Raw genomic sequence first — 16,552 nt, forward strand, 5'->3', positions numbered from 1 at the left:
TGGCGCTTGAGTCCCAAGTGAAACGTCAAGATCGCAGGCTTCGCCAGCTCCTACAGAGTCCAGCCCGGGTGGCCCCATTGTTTGCGATTGCTGCGCAATCGAGCGGGAGCAAGCTCCCTCGCCACAGAGAAGTTTGTCGTCAGCCCGGATCGCGATAGCCCGGATGGAAGTCCTTCGGCACCGCCACGCTGACCTTGTCCCGCGTGGCGATGTCGATGCCTTCGCTGGCCACTTCAGCCAGGAAATCGATCTGCTCCGGCGTGATGACATACGGCGGCAGGAAATACACCACGCTGCCCAGCGGCCGCAGCAACGCGCCGCGCTCCAGGGCATGCTGGAACACCGCCAGGCCACGGCGCTCCTGCCACGGATAAGCGGTTTTGCTGGCCTTGTCCTTGACCATCTCGATGGCCAGCACCATGCCGGTCTGGCGCACCTCCGCAACGTTCGGGTGATCGGCCAGGTGCGCGGTGGCGCTCGCCATGCGTTGGGCCAGGGCCTTGTTGGTGTCGATGACGTGGTCTTCTTCGAAAATATCCAGCGTTGCCAGGGCCGCCGCGCAGGCCAGCGGGTTGCCGGTGTAGCTGTGGGAATGGAGGAAGGCGCGCAGGGTCGGGTAGTCGTCGTAGAACGCGCTGTACACCTCATCGGTGGTCATGCACGCCGCCAGCGGCAGATAGCCACCGGTCAACGCCTTGGACAGGCAAAGGAAATCCGGTGTGATACCGGCCTGTTCACAGGCAAACATCGTCCCGGTGCGACCGAAGCCGACGGCGATTTCATCGTGGATCAGGTGCACGCCATAGCGATCGCAGGCCTCGCGCAGCAGCTTCAGGTACACCGGGTGATACATGCGCATGCCGCCGGCGCCCTGGATCAGCGGCTCGACAATCACGGCGGCAACGCTGTCGTGGTGCTCGGCGAGGGTCTGCTCCATGGCCTGGAACATATTGCGTGAATGTTCCTCCCAGCCCATGCCTTCGGGCCGCAGATAGCAATCGGGACTCGGAACCTTGATCGTGTCCAGCAACAATGCCTTATAGGTTTCGGTGAACAGCGGCACGTCGCCCACCGACATCGCCGCAATGGTTTCGCCGTGATAGCTGTTGCTCAGGGTGACAAAGCGTTTCTTGTTTGGCTGGCCGCGATTGATCCAATAGTGAAAGCTCATTTTCATCGCCACTTCGATGCACGACGAGCCGTTATCGGCGTAGAAGCAGCGGGTCAGGCCGTCGGGCGTCATCTTCACCAGGCGCTCGGACAGCTCGATCACCGGCTGATGGCTGAAACCGGCAAGGATCACATGCTCCAGCTGATCGACCTGGTCCTTGATGCGCTGGTTGATGCGTGGGTTGGCGTGGCCGAAGACGTTGACCCACCAGGAGCTCACCGCGTCGAGGTAGCGCTTGCCTTCGAAGTCTTCCAGCCATACGCCTTCGCCGCGCTTGATAGGGATCAGCGGCAGCTGTTCGTGATCTTTCATCTGGGTGCAGGGGTGCCACAGCACCGCGAGATCGCGTTGCATCCACTGGTTATTCAGGCCCATGTACAGTCTCCTCGAGGCGGCTCGCGGCGGGCGCGGGCAAAACAATCGCGCAAGCCTATGCAATGGCGGCCCGGCGGACAACCCATTGTGTCGTCGGCGCTACTTTGAACCAGGCGATAGACGTCGCTGGCGGCGTTTTGATGGCTGACGTATTCTTCGCCGTTCCTGAGCCGACTGGCTCGAAAGACCGAGAGCCGACTGGCTCGAAAAATCGAAAATTCTTACGCTTTATTCCGGAGTTCGCTGAATGTCTGCTGGTTGGCTGCGCGCCTGTGCGCTGGTGATGATAGGGCTGTTCAGCGTTTCGGCGCTGGCCAAGGACAAGCAACCGACGGCCATCGTCATCGGCGGTGGGCTGGCCGGACTGACGGCGGCCTATGAGCTGCAGAACAAGGGCTGGGCCGTGACCCTGCTGGAAGCCAAGCCGAGCCTGGGCGGCCGTTCGGGCATGGCCACCAGTGAGTGGATCGGCAACGAAAAGACTCAGCCAGTGCTGAATAAATACGTTTCGTCGTTCAAGCTGAGCACCATCCCGGCACCGGAATTCGTGCGTACCCCGAGTTACCTGATCGACGGTACTTATTTCACCGCCGCCGACCTGGCGACCAAGCAGCCCGCCACCGCCGAAGCGCTCAAGCGCTACGAGACCACCCTGGACGAGCTGGCGCGCTCCATCGACGATCCGCTGAACCCGGCGGCCACCAGCACGCTGCATGCGCTTGACCAGATTACCGTGTCCAACTGGCTCGACCGCCTGCAACTGCCCGCCACCGCGCGGCAATTGGTCAACCAGGAAATTCGTACGCGCTATGACGAACCGTCGCGCCTTTCGCTGCTGTATTTCGCCCAACAGAACCGCGTCTATCGCGGCGTGTCCGACCGCGACCTGCGCGCCTCGCGCCTGCTCGGTGGCAGCCCGGTATTGGCCCAGGCATTCGTCAAGCAACTGAAAACCATCAAGACCGGATCCCCGGTCTCGGCCATTTCCCAGGACAAGGACGGCGTCACCGTCAAGGTTGGCAGCGTCGGCTACCAGGCTGACTACGTCGTGCTGGCAGTGCCATTGCGGGCATTGAACAATATCCAATTGACCCCGGCCCTGGATGCCCAGCACCAAGGCGCGATCAAAGGCACCAACTACGGCTGGCACGACCAGATCATGCTCAAGTTCAAGACCCCGGTCTGGGACAGCAAGGCGCGCATGTCGGGCGAGATCTACAGCAACGCCGGCCTGGGCATGATGTGGATCGAGCCGGCCATGAAGGGCGGCGCCAACGTGGTCATCAACCTGTCCGGCGACAATGCCCGGGTGATGCAGGCTTTCGGCGACAAGCAGATGGTCGACCAGGTGCTGATCCGCCTGCACGCGTTTTATCCGCAGGCCCGTGGTGCGTTCACCGGTTATGAAATCCGTCGCTACAGCACCGACCCATCCATGGGCGGCGCGTACCTGGCGTTTGGTCCAGGTCAGATCAGCAAATACTGGCGCCTGTGGGAAAAGCCCTTGCAGCGTGTAGCCTTTGCCGGTGAACACACCGACGCCATGTACCCAGGCACGCTGGAAGGCGCGTTGCGCAGTGGCCAACGTGCCGCCAGCCAGGTTGAAGACCTGGCCGCAGGCAAATCCTTCGAGCCACCGAAGGTCGCCCCGGCCGCGGCGGCTGCCGCTGGCGCGGTGGCGGCGAAGAAGGGCAACTTCTTCAGCAACCTGTTCGGTGGCTCGGATGACGACAAAAAGCCGGAGCCGGTCAAGGCCCCCGAGCCGGTAGCCCCGCCTCCAGCGCCTGCACCTGCTCCAGCGCCGGCCCCGGTAGAACCACCCGCGCCGGCCCCGGCGAAAGTCGAACCGGCCAAGAAAGCGGCGGCGAAGCCAGCGGCGAAAAAACCGGCCGCCAAGGCACCGGCTAAAAAAGCCCCGGCCAAGGCTCCGGCGAAAAAGGCCGAGCCGGTGAAGAAGCCGGTGGCCAAACCGGCGACGGCTACTGAGACCAAGGCTCAGTAACGTTCAGGTGTAAAAAAACGCGGCCCGTGGGCCGCGTTTTTTTATTCGGGTTCATTCAGAACCCCAGCGTTGCGAAATGAGTGCTGACGTCCTACACGCTTAGGCGATATTTCGGAAACTTCCCACCGTTTAACCGGAAGCAGGCGATAGAACGCCCCTCGTCATCCGTCTAGGCTCCTTGAAAAAACAGGAGCGCGCATGAACATGAGATCGATAACGGCTTTAATTGTATTAATAGTGTTTGGTGTCGGTGGCTGTGCCAATGGTCGTTTTACGCTTAAAAAACACGATCCCCAATTAGCTTACAGGTGCGCCATAGATCCTTACAGGTCTGAGTGCGTCAATAATTAACGCCCAGATGCTGTGGGCTCACGCAGGTTTGGTGCGGTAACGAGCCTGCTCGCGATGAGCCCTCTCTGCGGGATCCACGCCCGCTTCCCCTCGCCACCACGCAACGCATCCGCTTTAATCTTTCCTTAACGCACCCCTCCCAGACTGATGATCGTATTTCTCGATATTTCAAAGCGAAAATTTCCGCTTTAAATCGATAGATAACTCGCTAGTCTTGGTCGAAGTTTTTACAGGATATGAGCAATGCAGCTACGCAACTCTTCTTCTCGCTATGGCTGGGTCAGCATCGTTTCGCACTGGGCCGTTGCCCTGGCGGTGTACGGGTTGTTTGCGCTGGGCCTGTGGATGGTCGGGCTGGACTACTACAGTTCCTGGCGCAAAGACGCGCCGGAGCTGCACAAGAGCATCGGCCTGGTGCTGTTGGCGGTGATGGTGCTGCGAGTGCTCTGGCGTTTTGTCAGCCCGCCGCCACCGACCCTGGAAACCTATGGTCGTCTCACCCGCGTGGGCGCCAAGGTTGGCCATAGCGCGCTGTATCTCGGGCTGTTCGCCGTGATGATCGCCGGTTACCTGATTTCCACCGCAGACGGTGTCGGGATCTCGGTGTTTGGTCTGTTTGAAGTACCCGCGCTGGTGTCCGGACTGCCCGACCAGGCAGACGTCGCCGGCCAGATCCACCTGTACCTGGCATGGGCGCTGGTCATTTTTTCCGGCCTCCATGCGTTGGCAGCATTGAAACACCATTTTATCGACCGTGACGCGACCCTCAAGCGAATGCTGGGGCGCCAAGCCTGATGTTCAACCTCGACTCCAAAGGAATAGAAAGCATGTTGAAAAAGACGCTCGCCGCCCTGGCAATCGGTTCTGCCCTGCTGTCCGCCGGCCAGGCCATGGCTGCCGACTATGTGGTCGACAAGGAAGGCCAGCACGCCTTCGTTGATTTCAAGATCAGCCACCTGGGCTATAGCTACATCACCGGTACCTTCAAGGACATCGACGGCAAGTTCAGCTTCGACGCCGCCAAGCCTGAGGCCAGCAAGATCGAGTTCAATGTACGTACCGCCAGCGTGTTCACCAACCACGCCGAGCGCGACAAGCACATCGCCAGCAAGGACTTCCTGGACGTAGGCAAGTTCGCCGATGCCAAGTTCGTCTCCACCAGCGTCAAGTCCACTGGCAAGAACGCTGATGGTAAAGACACTGCAGACGTGACTGGCGACCTGACGCTGCATGGCGTGACCAAGCCAATCGTGGTCAAGGCCACGTTCCTGGGCGAAGGCAAGGATCCATGGGGCGGCTACCGTGCTGGCTTCGAGGGCACCACCAGCATCAAGCGCTCCGACTTCGGCAAGATGATGGACCTGGGCCCACAATCCGATGCCGTTGAGCTGTACATCTCGTTTGAAGGTGTCAAAGCGAAGTAACCTTCGCGCCTGACAAAAAACGCCCCTGGTCTTGCGGCCAGGGGCGTTTTTTATTGCACCGGATTTGAGCATACAAAGGCCCCTGTGGGAGCGAGCTTGCTCGCGATGGCGGCAGTCCCGTCACATTGATGTTGGCTGAAGCATCGCTATCGCGAGCAAGCTCGCTCCCACATTTGGTCTTGCTTCGGCCAAAAAAAGCCCCGGGTCGCGAGACCAGGGGCATTTTTACAGCTTCGAAAACTTAGCGATTGCGTGTAAGCAAGGCCGGTTTTTCGCCACGCGGACGGCTTGGCAGTTGATCCAGCTGTTCAGGCGTTGGGAAACGATCGGTTTTCGATTCCTTATGGATGATTTTCGGCTGGTTGCCACGCGGGTTCTGCACGGCGGGTTCCTGGCGAGCCTGGTCATCGCCACGGGCTGGACGTCGCGGACGAGAGTCTTCACGACGGGCCTGGCCGTCACGTGGCGCGCCGTTGCGCGGGCCGTTGCGCTTGGCCGGTGGGGTGCCGGTGGACGAACCGTTGCTGTTGCGCGGTCCGTTCTGGCGACCTTGGGGCTGGCCACTGCGCGGTGCACCTGAGCCTGCGCCTTGTGCCGGGGCGCCTGGGCGACGACCGCGACCTGCGGCCGGCTTCTGCTGGGGCACGTAGTCGACGCGGTTGCCGAAGTTATCGATATCGTCGTCCAGGAATTCGTCCGGGGCGCGATCAGATGCGGCGCGAGGTGCCGGGCGCTGCTGCTCACGGGCCGGGGAGCCCTCGCGGGGTTTCTGTTCGCGGGCCGGGCGTTCGCCGCGACCGTTGCTGGCCGGCTTTTCCTTGCCCTTGTCTTTGCCTTTGTCCTTGCGACCGCCACCGCTGCCATTCGGGCCATCGCCACGCGGGCCTCGTGGGTTACGCGGGTTGCGCACGTCCGGACGCTCGCGCACTTCAGGCTTCTCGGCCTCGATCGTGCTGGCATCGAAGCCCATCAAGTCGCCGTCGGGAATCTTCTGCTTGGTCATGCGCTCAATGCTCTTGAGCAGCTTTTCCTCGTCCGGCGCGACCAGGGAGATGGCTTCGCCCGAACGACCGGCACGACCCGTGCGGCCGATACGGTGGACATAGTCTTCGTCGACGTTTGGTAGCTCGAAGTTGACGACGTGAGGCAACTGGTCGATGTCCAGGCCGCGGGCAGCAATGTCGGTAGCAACCAGGATGCGCACTTCGCCAGCCTTGAAGTCGGCCAGGGCCTTGGTGCGAGCGTTCTGGCTCTTGTTGCCATGGATCGCCACGGCGGGCAGGCCGTGCTTGTCCAGGTATTCGGCCAGGCGGTTGGCGCCATGCTTGGTGCGGGTGAAGACCAGGACCTGTTCCCAGGCGCCAGTGGTGATCAGGTGCGCCAGCAGGGCACGTTTGTGGCTGGCTGGAAGGCGGAACACGCGCTGTTCGATGCGCTCGACCGTGGTGTTCGGCGGCGTGACTTCGATGCGTTCCGGGTTGTGCAACAGCTTGCCGGCCAGGTCGGTGATGTCCTTGGAGAACGTCGCCGAGAACAGCAGGTTCTGGCGCTTGGCCGGAAGGCGGGCCAGGACTTTCTTCACGTCATGGACGAAACCCATGTCGAGCATGCGGTCGGCTTCGTCCAGCACGAGGATTTCCACGTGGGACAAGTCGACGCTGCCTTGCCCGGCGAGGTCCAGCAGGCGACCGGGGCAGGCCACCAGCACGTCGACGCCGCGCGCCATGGCCTGGACCTGCGGGTTCATGCCGACACCGCCGAAAATGCAGGCACTGACGAATTTCAGGTCGCGAGCGTAGACCTTGAAGCTCTCGTGGACCTGCGCCGCCAATTCGCGGGTTGGGGTCAGGACCAGTACGCGCGGTTGGCGCGGGCCGTGACGCTGGGATTTGTCCGGGTGACCGTTAGGGAACAGCCGTTCCAGGATCGGAAGGGCGAAACCGCCGGTCTTGCCCGTACCTGTCTGCGCGGCGACCATCAGGTCGCGACCTTGCAACACGGCGGGGATGGCCCGCTGTTGCACCGGGGTAGGCTGGGTGTAGCCGGCGGCTTCGATGGCGCCGACTAAAGCCTCGGAGAGACCGAGGGAAGCAAAGGACATGAGTAATCCTGTTTTTAGTGAGGGCCTGGCCCAATGGGATAGTCTTGCCTGGCGCGAATGATGGTCGATCGAAGACCTCATCCCGTCCGGTCCTGCCGGGTCTGGAAGGCGGGTCCGGACAGGGCTCGCGCGGGCTGGAAGCTGCGCTGTAGCGGTGTCGGGATGCCTTTTGCAAGACCGGGCGTCCGGGCGTGAGCCTGGCGGGAACGCCGGAGTATAACAGAGCAATCGTCGTGCGCTGCTTTCCTGCTGCTCAACGGCGTATTTCAGCGCGGTACGGTGCCTTGCGACATCGTGTTGGCACCGGGGCCTGCACCATAGCGGGCACTCAGTTCGGCGTAGGCCGGCTCATGCTTGAAACGCTTGAGTTCAGCGCCGAAGCGTTGCACGAGCAAATCCATGCCGGCCTTGCGCCGTACCGCCAGGTATTGGCTTTGACGGCTGACGACCAAAGGGTTCTCTGTGACCTGGTCGCCCAGCTGCAGCGCCTTGAGCACATGCCGGCCCACTCGGCGGTCGGTGATGAGCAGGTCGATCCGACCCAATTGCAACTTGCCGAAGTTGGCTTCGTGAGTGGGCGCAGTCTCCCGTTTGAATCGGGACGATTCCCTGAAAGCCTGGCTATAGAGATAACCGGGCGAGGTCCCGACGGTCAGTCCATCCAGTTCGTCGAGCGTACGAAATGGATGCGGCCGGGCGTTGGCATAGAACATCACGAACTCGACGTCCGACAGCGGTTCGCTGGGGTAAAGCAGCAAAGCGTCACGCTCGTTACTGTGAAAGATGTCCAGCGCACCGTCCGCCAACCCTTGTTCGAGCATCGCCAGGCAGCGCTTCCAAGGCAGCAGTTGCCATTCGACGTCGATGCCCAGGCGCTTGAATACGATGGCGGTTGTTTCATAGTCCAGGCCGAGGATCTTGCCGTTTTCCTCGTAGACATAGGGCGCCCAGGGTTCGGTGACAATGCGCAACTTCTCGGCCTGGGCAGCGAAGCTCAGGCACAAGAGAAGAAGTGTCGTTAAACGGGCGATTACAGGCATGACCGGAGGTTACGACGAGAGCCTGTCAAATAGCTAGAGCGCTCTGGCTCAAGGCTCAGTTGCCTTTGGTCTGCATCAAGTGACGATAGATGGCCTCGCGGCGCTTGCCCAGCACCAGGCGAATCAGCGGATGGCCGAGCCAGTGTTTGAGTTCGTGGTCTTCCAAGGGTTTTTGCAGGCGGTGCTCAACGTTCTCCAGCGCTTTTTCCCACCAGACCGGGGCGCAGGCCTGGTCAAAGGGATTGGCGTGGCGATAGCAGCCATAGAGGATTTCGCGCATGAACTGGCGTTTCTGGCCGGGTAACGCCACGGTGATCAATTTATACGCCAGGCGTTGCAATGTGGGTGGACGAGGCAAGACGGCAGTGACCTGCTGTGTTTCATCCAGGGCGTATTGGCAAGTAGGCGCGGCGCGGTGTTTTTCCAGCCAGGCTTGGGTCTTGGCGCGAAAGAGCTGTTTGCGGCTCCAGTAGTGATGGATCAGGTCTGGACATTCACGCACCTGCACCGTGCGGTAGGCGGCCACCGACAGACAGAACTCTTCCAGGGTATAGGCTCCCTTGGCCAGCGGATAAAGCTCGTCCATCAGATTGATGGACTGGTCCAGGATCGCCGCGTCGGCCGCATGAAGGCCAATTACACCCGAGTTCAGCGACGGCATCTCATCGTCCGCCAGGCCTCGCTGTGCCAGAAGCTGCCCCAGCGTCACGTAAAGCTCGGCGTCCTTGTTGGCGCCATAATTCAAGCCGAAGGCGTTGCACAGCAACGTTCCTGGCTGGATCCGCCGAAAGAGCTCCAGAGGCGAGCAGTGGAAGAAGGTATCGGTGTCGATCAGCAGTGCCCGTTCATTTTCTTCAAGCACCTTGCGCAGCACGACATGCTTGGCCCGGAAGTGATAACCATGGGGGGCGATCCAGTCCTGGCGGGTTTCGTTGTCCAGTGGGCGCAGCCGAACCGGCAGCCCGTCGTAAGGCGCTGGGTTGTCGGTAAACACCTGGATTTCCAGCGATTGGCCCGGAGTTTCCCGTATGCCTGCCAAGGCGCTGGCAATGCTGAACACTGCTTCCTGGTGATAGGTTTCGGCCCCATAGACCAGATAGACAAGTTGTGGGGTCGTAGACCTGTTGCCATTGGGCATTTGTCGCATTCCTCTCCTGAGATCCCTATAAAAAAGCCCTGGTTTCCAGGGCTTTTTTAACACTGCATCAAGCCATTCAGCGCGGTAACTTGAGATTGTTCCATACCGCGAGGCTGGGCTCAGCCTGGTTCAGGGTATAGAAATGCAGGCCCGGCGCACCCCCTTGTAACAAACGCTCACACATTTCCGTGATCACTTGTTCCCCGAAGCCTTGGATGCTGGCCGTGTCGTCGCCGTAGGCTTCCAGCTGCTTGCGGATCCAGCGCGGGATTTCCGCGCCGCACGCGTCAGAGAAGCGTGCCAGTTTGCTGTAGTTGGTGATCGGCATGATTCCCGGTACCACCGGAATGTCCACACCCATCTGGCGAACGCGTTCGACAAAATAGAAATAGCTGTCGGCGTTGAAGAAGTACTGGGTGATTGCGCTACTGGCACCAGCGTTGGCCTTGCGCACGAAGTTGCGCAAATCATCTTCGAAATTGCGCGCCTGGGGGTGCATCTCGGGGTAAGCGGCGATTTCAATGTGAAAGTGCTCGCCGGTTTCTTCGCGAATGAACTCAACCAGTTCATTGGCGTGGCGCAGCTCGCCGCTGGCCATGCCCATGCCCGAGGGCAGGTCGCCACGCAGGGCTACGATGCGTTTGATTCCAGCAGCCTTGTATTGGGTCAGCAGGCTGCGCAGGTCGTCCTTGCTGTCACCTACGCAGGACAGGTGCGGCGCGGCCGGGACTTTGACTTCGCTTTCGAGCTGCAGCACGGTATTGAGCGTACGGTCACGGGTCGAGCCGCCGGCGCCATAGGTGCAGGAGAAAAAATCAGGGTTGTAGCTTGCCAGCTGGCGAGCAGTGGCGATCAGCTTTTCATGCCCAGCATCGGTCTTCGTCGGGAAGAACTCGAAGCTGTAGCGACGGTCTTGGGACATGGTCATATCCTTGGAAACTCGTGGGTCGGAGAGGCCTGCGCAGCCCCTGGAAGGCGGACTCGTGTGGGAGCGAGCTTGCTCGCGATGCAGACACCTCGATCCAGCTATCAGACCGAGGCGACACCAATCGCGAGCAAGCTCGCTCCCACAAAAAGCCCGCTCCCACAAGGAGAGCAGGCAATAGCGCCGATCAGTAGCGGTAAGCGTGCGGCTTGAACGGGCCTTCGACGGTGACGCCGATGTAGTCAGCCTGTTGCTTGGTCAGCTTGGTGACCACGCCGCCGAAACCGCGGACCATTTCCAGGGCCACTTCTTCGTCGAGTTTCTTCGGCAGTACTTCCACGGTCAGGCGCTCGGCTTTCTGGGCTGGCGACAGGTCGGCGTATTTCTGGCCGAACAGGAAGATCTGGGCCAGGACCTGGTTGGCGAACGAACCGTCCATGATGCGGCTTGGGTGACCGGTAGCATTGCCCAGGTTAACCAGGCGGCCTTCGGCCAGCAGGATCAGGTAGTCATCGTTCTGTGGGTCGAAGCTGCCAGCGCCGGTGCGGTGCACCTTGTGGACCTGTGGCTTCACTTCTTCCCATGCCCAGTTCTTGCGCATGAAAGCGGTGTCGATTTCATTGTCGAAGTGACCAATGTTGCAGACCACGGCGCGCTTTTTCAGGGCCTTGAGCATGTTGGCGTCGCAGACATTGACGTTGCCGGTGGTGGTCACGATCAGGTCGATCTTGCCCAGCAGGGCCTTGTCGATGCTGGCTTCGGTGCCGTCGTTGATCCCGTCGATGAATGGCGAAACCAGCTCGAAACCGTCCATGCAGGCTTGCATGGCGCAGATCGGGTCGACTTCGGACACCTTGACGATCATGCCTTCCTGGCGCAGGGATTGGGCCGAACCCTTGCCCACGTCACCGTAGCCGATCACCAGCGCCTGCTTGCCCGACAACAGGTGGTCGGTGCCGCGCTTGATGGCGTCGTTGAGGCTGTGACGGCAGCCGTATTTGTTGTCGTTCTTGCTCTTGGTCACCGAGTCGTTGACGTTGATGGCCGGGATCTTCAGCTCGCCCTTGGCCAGCATGTCCAGCAAACGGTGTACGCCGGTGGTGGTTTCTTCGGTCACGCCGTGGACCTTGTCCAGTACGGCCGGGTATTTCTTGTGCAGCAGCTCGGTCAGGTCGCCGCCGTCGTCGAGGATCATGTTGGTGTCCCATGGCTGGCCATCCTTGAGGATGGTCTGCTCCAGGCACCACTCGTACTCTTGCTCGGTCTCGCCTTTCCAGGCGAACACCGGGACGCCGGCGGCGGCGATGGCGGCAGCGGCCTGGTCCTGGGTCGAGAAGATGTTGCAGGACGACCAGCGCACTTCGGCACCCAGGGCAACCAGGGTTTCGATCAGCACGGCGGTCTGGATGGTCATGTGGATGCAGCCGAGGATTTTTGCGCCTTTCAATGGCTGTTCGCCAGAGTATTTGCGACGCAGGCCCATCAGGGCTGGCATTTCGGATTCGGCGATGATGATTTCGCGACGGCCCCAGGCAGCCAGGGACATGTCGGCGACTTTGTAGTCGGTAAAAGCGGCAGGCGTGATTACAGCGCTCATGAAGAGCCTCCATTCGTAATGTATGCGAATGGGCGCCGTTGTGCGTTTAGTGCCTGTACGAGGAGCCCCGTACGGGCAACGCCCCATCCGAGCCTGACAGGTCGAGCCTGCTGCAGCGCCCCTCGGACAGGTGGCGGGAGCGACCCAAAGCGTGGGCCGATGAAACGGGGGCGATTATAACGGGCTAATCGGATCTTCCAAAGGGTTTCTGTCGGCAAATCGAAATTGCCGATGATCGTTATAGGGGCAGCGGCGTAGAGCCCGCGCGCCCGGTCTGCCATGATGCGGGCATTCATCGGCCAGACGTCCAGGAGTGATCATGAATTTCCACACCCGCAAATGGGTCAAGCCCGAAGACCTCAACCCCAATGGCACGCTGTTCGGCGGCAGCCTGCTGCGCTGGATCGACGAAGAGGCGGCCATCTATGCCATCGTCCAGCTGGGTAACCAGCGCGTGGTCACCAAGTACATTTCCGAAATCAATTTCGTCAGTGCTTCGCGCCAGGGCGACATCATCGAACTGGGCATTACCGCCACCGAGTTCGGTCGCACGTCCATCACCCTGACGTGCGAAGTGCGTAACAAGATCACCCGCAAGAGCATCCTGACGGTGGAGAAAATGGTCTTCGTGAATCTCGGCGAAGACGGCCTGCCGGCCCCTCACGGCCGGACCGAGATCAAGTACGTCAAGGATCAGTTCAAGGACGATACCGTCGAGTGAGGCATGCGGCGCGCCCTTCGCGAGCAGGCTCGCTCCCACACAGTATCCGGTGGCGTTCAATGTGGGAGCGAGCCTGCTCGCGAAGGCGATTCTGCAGGCGCCTGTGATTTGCGGACACCACTGAACAGCTCCGGATGCCGTGTGTCGTAGGTACATCACGCCACCGGTTCAGGAGCTGTATGGACACTCACGAAGACGGCAAGACCCCTGACCTCTCGGCAGAGGAACAGCACGAGGTCGACCGCAACCAGCCGCCGCGGGCGGCGGTTCTGCACGAGATCATTCGCACCCAGGGCAACCAGGAGCTGGAGCGCAGCGTCGCGGCACTGTGGTGGTCGGCCCTGGCGGCGGGATTGACCATGGGATTGTCGCTGATGGCGATGGGATTGCTCAACTCCCGGCTGCCCGACCACGACGGCTTCAAGGTGATCGCCAGTTTTGGCTACTGCGCGGGCTTCCTGGCGGTGATCCTGGCGCGTCAGCAATTGTTTACCGAAAACACCCTGACCGCTGTGCTGCCCATCATGAGCAAGCCAACCTTGGGCAATTTCGGACGATTGTTCCGGTTATGGGGTGTGGTGCTGGTGGGCAACCTGTGCGGCACGCTGCTGGTGGCCTACGTGATGTTGCACCTGCCGATTTTCGATCAGCGCACCGACCTGGCGTTCCTGGATATCGGGCGCAAGGTCATGGAGAACGACACCGGCCAGATGTTCGCCAAGGGCATCATTTCTGGTTGGATGATTGCCACCATGGTGTGGATGATTCCGTCCATGGAAAGCGCCAAGATGCTGATCATCGTGTTGATCACCTACTTGATGGCGCTCGGGGATTTCACCCACATCGTGGTCGGTTCGGCCGAGGTGTCGTACCTGGTATTCGCCGGCCAGTTGTCCTGGGAAGATTTCTGGATGGTGTTCGCCGCGCCCACCCTGGCGGGGAACATCATCGGTGGCAGTTTCATCTTCGCACTGATCAGCCATGCGCAGGTCCGCAGCGAGACCAATACGCCCCTCAGTCGGGAAGGCCTGCCTCGACGCCCTGACGACGCTGGCGATAAATAAAATAGAGCGCCGCCAGCACGGTCAGTCCGCCCAGCAGCGCGCCGGTCCACGGCAGATCGGCGAGGTTGGCACCGCTGGCGACGACCAGCCCGCCGATCCAGGCGCCGGCGGCATTGCCGAGGTTGAAGGCGCTCTGGTTCAGGGTCGAGCCGAGATTCGGTGCCTCGTGGGCCTGGTCAATGATCAGCAGTTGCAGGATCGGGCACAGGGCGAAGGCAAAGATGCCCCACAGCACCAGGGTAATCGCCGCCGGAATCACCGATTGACTGGTCTGGCTGAACGCGGCAAGCACCAGCACCACGGCCAGCGCCATGCCCACCAGGGACGGTAGCAGACGCCGGTCAGCCAAGCGTCCGCCGAGGAAACTGCCCGCCGTCAGGCCAACGCCGAACAACAGCAGCATGACGGTGACGCCGTGTGGACTGACCCCAGTAATATCCTGCAGGATCGGCGCGATGTAGGTAAATACGCTGAACAGGCTGGTGGACGCCAGCACACTCATGCCCAGCGCCAGCAGCACGTTGACCTTGCCGAGTACCTTGAATTCGCTGGCGAGGTTGGCCTTGTCCATGGGGATTTCCCTGGGCAGCCAGACCCATTGGGCAATGGCGGCAATGACCCCGATCACCGATACCGCCCAGAACGTCGCGCGCCAACCGGCATATTGGCCCAATGCCGTACCCAACGGCACGCCCAGGACATTCGCCAAGGTCAGGCCGGTAAACATCATCGCGATAGCCTGGGCCCGTTTGTTCGGCGCGACCAACCCGGCCGCCACCACCGAGCCGATCCCGAAAAAAGCACCGTGGCACAGGGCGGTAATCACCCGGGCGGCCATCAGCGTGGTGTAGTTCGGGGCCAGGGCACACAGCACATTGCCGAGGATGAACATCAACGTCATGCCCAGCAACGTGGCCTTGCGCGGCATGTTCGCGGTGCCGATAGCCAGGATCGGCGCGCCAAATACCACCCCCAGGGCATAACCGGTGATCAGCAGCCCAGCCTGGGGAATGCTCACGGCCAGGTCACGGGCGACATCGGGCAGCAGCCCCATGATGACGAATTCAGTCGTGCCGATGCCGAAAGCGGCGACGGCCAAAGCAAGCAAAGCAAGTGGCATGCGCAAGGTCTCTGTCTGTAGTCTTGACGCTCGGATCAGGCATACGCATACCGGCGCCTTGGTTCGATCGAACGGGCGGCAGGCAGAATTATTGGTATTGATCTATGCGCAACTGAAGTGCGGCGTGGTTGCGTGCAGTATAAACAGCTGTTGAAGGATCGCGAGTCAATTCTACGGGCGGAATCAAGGAGCGTGCCGTGCTGGCAACGGTGTTGGTATTGGTCGCGGCGCTGTTGCATGCGGCATGGAATACGCTGATCAAGTTCAGTGGCGAGCGGTTGCTGGTGGTGGCGTGCATGGACACTGTCGCATTGCTGTTCGGGGCATTGGCGGTGGGCTTCGTGGAGTGGCCGCCGCTGGAAATCTGGCCGTGGATCCTGGCGTCGGCTGCATTCGAACTGCTGTATCGCTATCTGCTGATCCAAGCTTATCGGGTCGGTGACCTGGGCCTGGTCTATCCCTTGATGCGCGGCCTCTCTCCGCTCGTGGTGCTGGCCCTGACGCTGGTATTTGCCGGCGAAGTCCTGACGATGCAACAGATCATCGGCATCCTCCTGATACCGTTTGGCATGCTGTGCCTGTTGTGGCAGGGCGGTGGCGGCGACCGGCTGCCATGGTCGATGCTGCCGGTAGTCGCGCTGATCGGCCTGTGCATCGGCGGCTACACCTTCATCGATGGCCAGGCCCTGCGGCGCTGGGCTTATCCGCTGGATTACCTGGTCTGGATCACACTGCTCAGTGCCTGGCCGTTTCCTCTGTTGGCGCTGGTCGGCAAACGGCAGGCGTTCATGCTGTTCTGGCGTGAACAATGGCGCCTGGGGATGGCGGTCGGATTCTGCGTATTGTTCAGCTACGCTCTGGTGCTATGGGCGATGCAACTGGGCTCGATCGCCGAAGCGGCGGCACTGCGGGAGATCAGCGTGATCCTGGTGGTGCTCTTCGGCATGCGCTACCTGAAAGAACCTTTCGGCCGGCCGCGACTCTTAGCCTGCGGGCTGGTGCTGGTTGGCATGCTGGTCATGAAGTTCTAAGCAATGGCTGACTCTCGATTTTCCATAAATTCAAAGAAGGAACTGCGTCATGACGGTTGCGCTGTGGTGTGTGTTGATTGCCTTTCTGCTGCCTTACCTGTGTGTGGCGATCGCCAAGGCCGGCGGGCGATTCAGGCTGCGGGATAACTACGATCCGCGGGACTTCCTGGACTCGCTCGAGGGCGCTCCCCGGCGTGCATACGCCGCGCAACTGAACAGCTTCGAGATCAGCCCTTTTTTCGCAGCGGCGGTGATCGTCGCGCATCTGGCCGGCAATGCCGAGTTGGTGACCATCAACGTGCTGGCCGTGCTGTTCATAACCAGCCGCCTGCTCTACATCATTTGCTATCTGGCGGACTGGGCGGTCATCCGTTCGCTGGTGTGGTTCGTGGGGGTGGGACTGGTGGCGAGTTTCTTCTTTGTTTCGGTCTGAGCCTGGTATTTGAATGAACGCGCCGGTGCTGGCCTCTTCGCGAGCAGGCTCGCTCCCAC

General features: G+C 61.0%; 13 protein-coding genes, 1 pseudogene and 1 riboswitch. Of the genes and pseudogenes, 7 read left to right on the forward strand and 7 right to left on the reverse strand.

The genetic code is table 11. The annotated features are described in order from the left end of the window. Nucleotides 1-139 precede the first annotated feature (139 nt). Nucleotides 140-1,546: an adenosylmethionine--8-amino-7-oxononanoate transaminase gene (locus OC610_RS08350; protein ID WP_264427388.1), complete on the reverse strand. Its 1,407-nt coding sequence runs from the start codon at nt 1,544-1,546 to the stop codon at nt 140-142. A gap of 247 nt (nt 1,547-1,793) precedes the next feature. Here OC610_RS08350 and OC610_RS08355 point away from each other — a divergent pair, with 247 nt between their 5' ends. The 3 genes from OC610_RS08355 (at nt 1,794) to OC610_RS08365 (ending at nt 5,323) form a co-directional block, all read left to right on the forward strand. Then, nucleotides 1,794-3,548 carry a flavin monoamine oxidase family protein gene (locus tag OC610_RS08355; protein ID WP_264427389.1) on the forward strand — a complete coding sequence of 585 codons (1,755 nt, stop codon included), beginning with the start codon at nt 1,794-1,796 and terminating at the stop codon, nt 3,546-3,548. A gap of 594 nt (nt 3,549-4,142) precedes the next feature. Beyond that, nucleotides 4,143-4,694 (forward strand): cytochrome b, encoded by a 552-nt coding sequence (locus OC610_RS08360; protein ID WP_030137876.1) that lies wholly within the window; start codon nt 4,143-4,145, stop codon nt 4,692-4,694. A gap of 32 nt (nt 4,695-4,726) precedes the next feature. Beyond that, on the forward strand, nt 4,727-5,323 hold the full coding sequence (locus OC610_RS08365) for a YceI family protein (protein ID WP_003206427.1): 597 nt from the start codon (nt 4,727-4,729) through the stop codon (nt 5,321-5,323). 241 nt (nt 5,324-5,564) lie between these two features. Here OC610_RS08365 and OC610_RS08370 read toward each other — a convergent pair whose 3' ends face one another. The 5 genes and pseudogenes from OC610_RS08370 to ahcY all read right to left on the reverse strand — a co-directional run bounded on the left by OC610_RS08370 (nt 5,565) and on the right by ahcY (nt 12,124). Further along, nucleotides 5,565-7,424, reverse strand: coding sequence for a DEAD/DEAH box helicase (locus tag OC610_RS08370; protein ID WP_264427397.1), 1,860 nt, complete (start codon nt 7,422-7,424; stop codon nt 5,565-5,567). Nucleotides 7,425-7,655: 231 nt separating this feature from the next. Beyond that, nucleotides 7,656-8,464, reverse strand: a pseudogene (locus OC610_RS08375) (substrate-binding periplasmic protein); the annotation flags it as partial. Between the two features lie 55 nt (nt 8,465-8,519). Next, nucleotides 8,520-9,602 carry a hypothetical protein gene (locus OC610_RS08380; RefSeq protein WP_264427390.1) on the reverse strand — a complete coding sequence of 361 codons (1,083 nt, stop codon included), beginning with the start codon at nt 9,600-9,602 and terminating at the stop codon, nt 8,520-8,522. Nucleotides 9,603-9,678: 76 nt separating this feature from the next. Next, a complete protein-coding gene (gene metF / locus OC610_RS08385; protein ID WP_264427391.1) occupies nt 9,679-10,524 on the reverse strand; it encodes a methylenetetrahydrofolate reductase [NAD(P)H] in 846 nt (281 codons plus the stop codon). A 190-nt stretch (nt 10,525-10,714) separates the two neighbouring features. Next, complete coding sequence (ahcY, locus tag OC610_RS08390; RefSeq protein WP_264427392.1) at nt 10,715-12,124, reverse strand: adenosylhomocysteinase; 1,410 nt, start codon at nt 12,122-12,124, stop codon at nt 10,715-10,717. Nucleotides 12,125-12,147: 23 nt separating this feature from the next. Then, nucleotides 12,148-12,254: riboswitch (S-adenosyl-L-homocysteine riboswitch) on the reverse strand. Nucleotides 12,255-12,443: 189 nt separating this feature from the next. Between ahcY and OC610_RS08395 the strand changes: the two genes are divergently transcribed. Then, nucleotides 12,444-12,845: an acyl-CoA thioesterase gene (locus OC610_RS08395; protein ID WP_030137870.1), complete on the forward strand. Its 402-nt coding sequence runs from the start codon at nt 12,444-12,446 to the stop codon at nt 12,843-12,845. A gap of 179 nt (nt 12,846-13,024) precedes the next feature. Next, the gene (locus OC610_RS08400; RefSeq protein WP_264427393.1) at nt 13,025-13,909 is read left to right on the forward strand and encodes a formate/nitrite transporter family protein; all 885 of its coding nucleotides are present in this window, start codon (nt 13,025-13,027) and stop codon (nt 13,907-13,909) included. On the opposite strand, the gene OC610_RS08405 is transcribed toward OC610_RS08400, so the two are convergent. Beyond that, nucleotides 13,860-15,029 (reverse strand): MFS transporter, encoded by a 1,170-nt coding sequence (locus tag OC610_RS08405; RefSeq protein ID WP_264427394.1) that lies wholly within the window; start codon nt 15,027-15,029, stop codon nt 13,860-13,862. The genes OC610_RS08400 and OC610_RS08405 overlap by 50 nt on opposite strands. A 197-nt stretch (nt 15,030-15,226) precedes the next feature. On the opposite strand from OC610_RS08405, the gene OC610_RS08410 reads away from it, so the two are divergent. Next, a complete protein-coding gene (locus OC610_RS08410) occupies nt 15,227-16,060 on the forward strand; it encodes an EamA family transporter (RefSeq protein ID WP_264427395.1) in 834 nt (277 codons plus the stop codon). Between the two features lie 49 nt (nt 16,061-16,109). Next, nucleotides 16,110-16,493 (forward strand): MAPEG family protein, encoded by a 384-nt coding sequence (locus tag OC610_RS08415; protein ID WP_264427396.1) that lies wholly within the window; start codon nt 16,110-16,112, stop codon nt 16,491-16,493. Nucleotides 16,494-16,552: the final 59 nt, after the last annotated feature.

The sequence above is a fragment of the Pseudomonas agronomica genome (assembly GCF_025917275.1).
GTDB lineage: Bacteria > Pseudomonadota > Gammaproteobacteria > Pseudomonadales > Pseudomonadaceae > Aquipseudomonas > Aquipseudomonas agronomica.

Coding starts and splice junctions, on each gene's coding strand:
- OC610_RS08350 (WP_264427388.1), bottom strand. CDS start 1,546: ATGGGCCTGAATAACCAGTGGATGCAACGCGATCTCGCGGTGCTGTGG.
- OC610_RS08355 (WP_264427389.1), top strand. CDS start 1,794: ATGTCTGCTGGTTGGCTGCGCGCCTGTGCGCTGGTGATGATAGGGCTG.
- OC610_RS08360 (WP_030137876.1), top strand. CDS start 4,143: ATGCAGCTACGCAACTCTTCTTCTCGCTATGGCTGGGTCAGCATCGTT.
- OC610_RS08365 (WP_003206427.1), top strand. CDS start 4,727: ATGTTGAAAAAGACGCTCGCCGCCCTGGCAATCGGTTCTGCCCTGCTG.
- OC610_RS08370 (WP_264427397.1), bottom strand. CDS start 7,424: ATGTCCTTTGCTTCCCTCGGTCTCTCCGAGGCTTTAGTCGGCGCCATC.
- OC610_RS08380 (WP_264427390.1), bottom strand. CDS start 9,602: ATGCCCAATGGCAACAGGTCTACGACCCCACAACTTGTCTATCTGGTC.
- metF (WP_264427391.1), bottom strand. CDS start 10,524: ATGTCCCAAGACCGTCGCTACAGCTTCGAGTTCTTCCCGACGAAGACC.
- ahcY (WP_264427392.1), bottom strand. CDS start 12,124: ATGAGCGCTGTAATCACGCCTGCCGCTTTTACCGACTACAAAGTCGCC.
- OC610_RS08395 (WP_030137870.1), top strand. CDS start 12,444: ATGAATTTCCACACCCGCAAATGGGTCAAGCCCGAAGACCTCAACCCC.
- OC610_RS08400 (WP_264427393.1), top strand. CDS start 13,025: ATGGACACTCACGAAGACGGCAAGACCCCTGACCTCTCGGCAGAGGAA.
- OC610_RS08405 (WP_264427394.1), bottom strand. CDS start 15,029: ATGCCACTTGCTTTGCTTGCTTTGGCCGTCGCCGCTTTCGGCATCGGC.
- OC610_RS08415 (WP_264427396.1), top strand. CDS start 16,110: ATGACGGTTGCGCTGTGGTGTGTGTTGATTGCCTTTCTGCTGCCTTAC.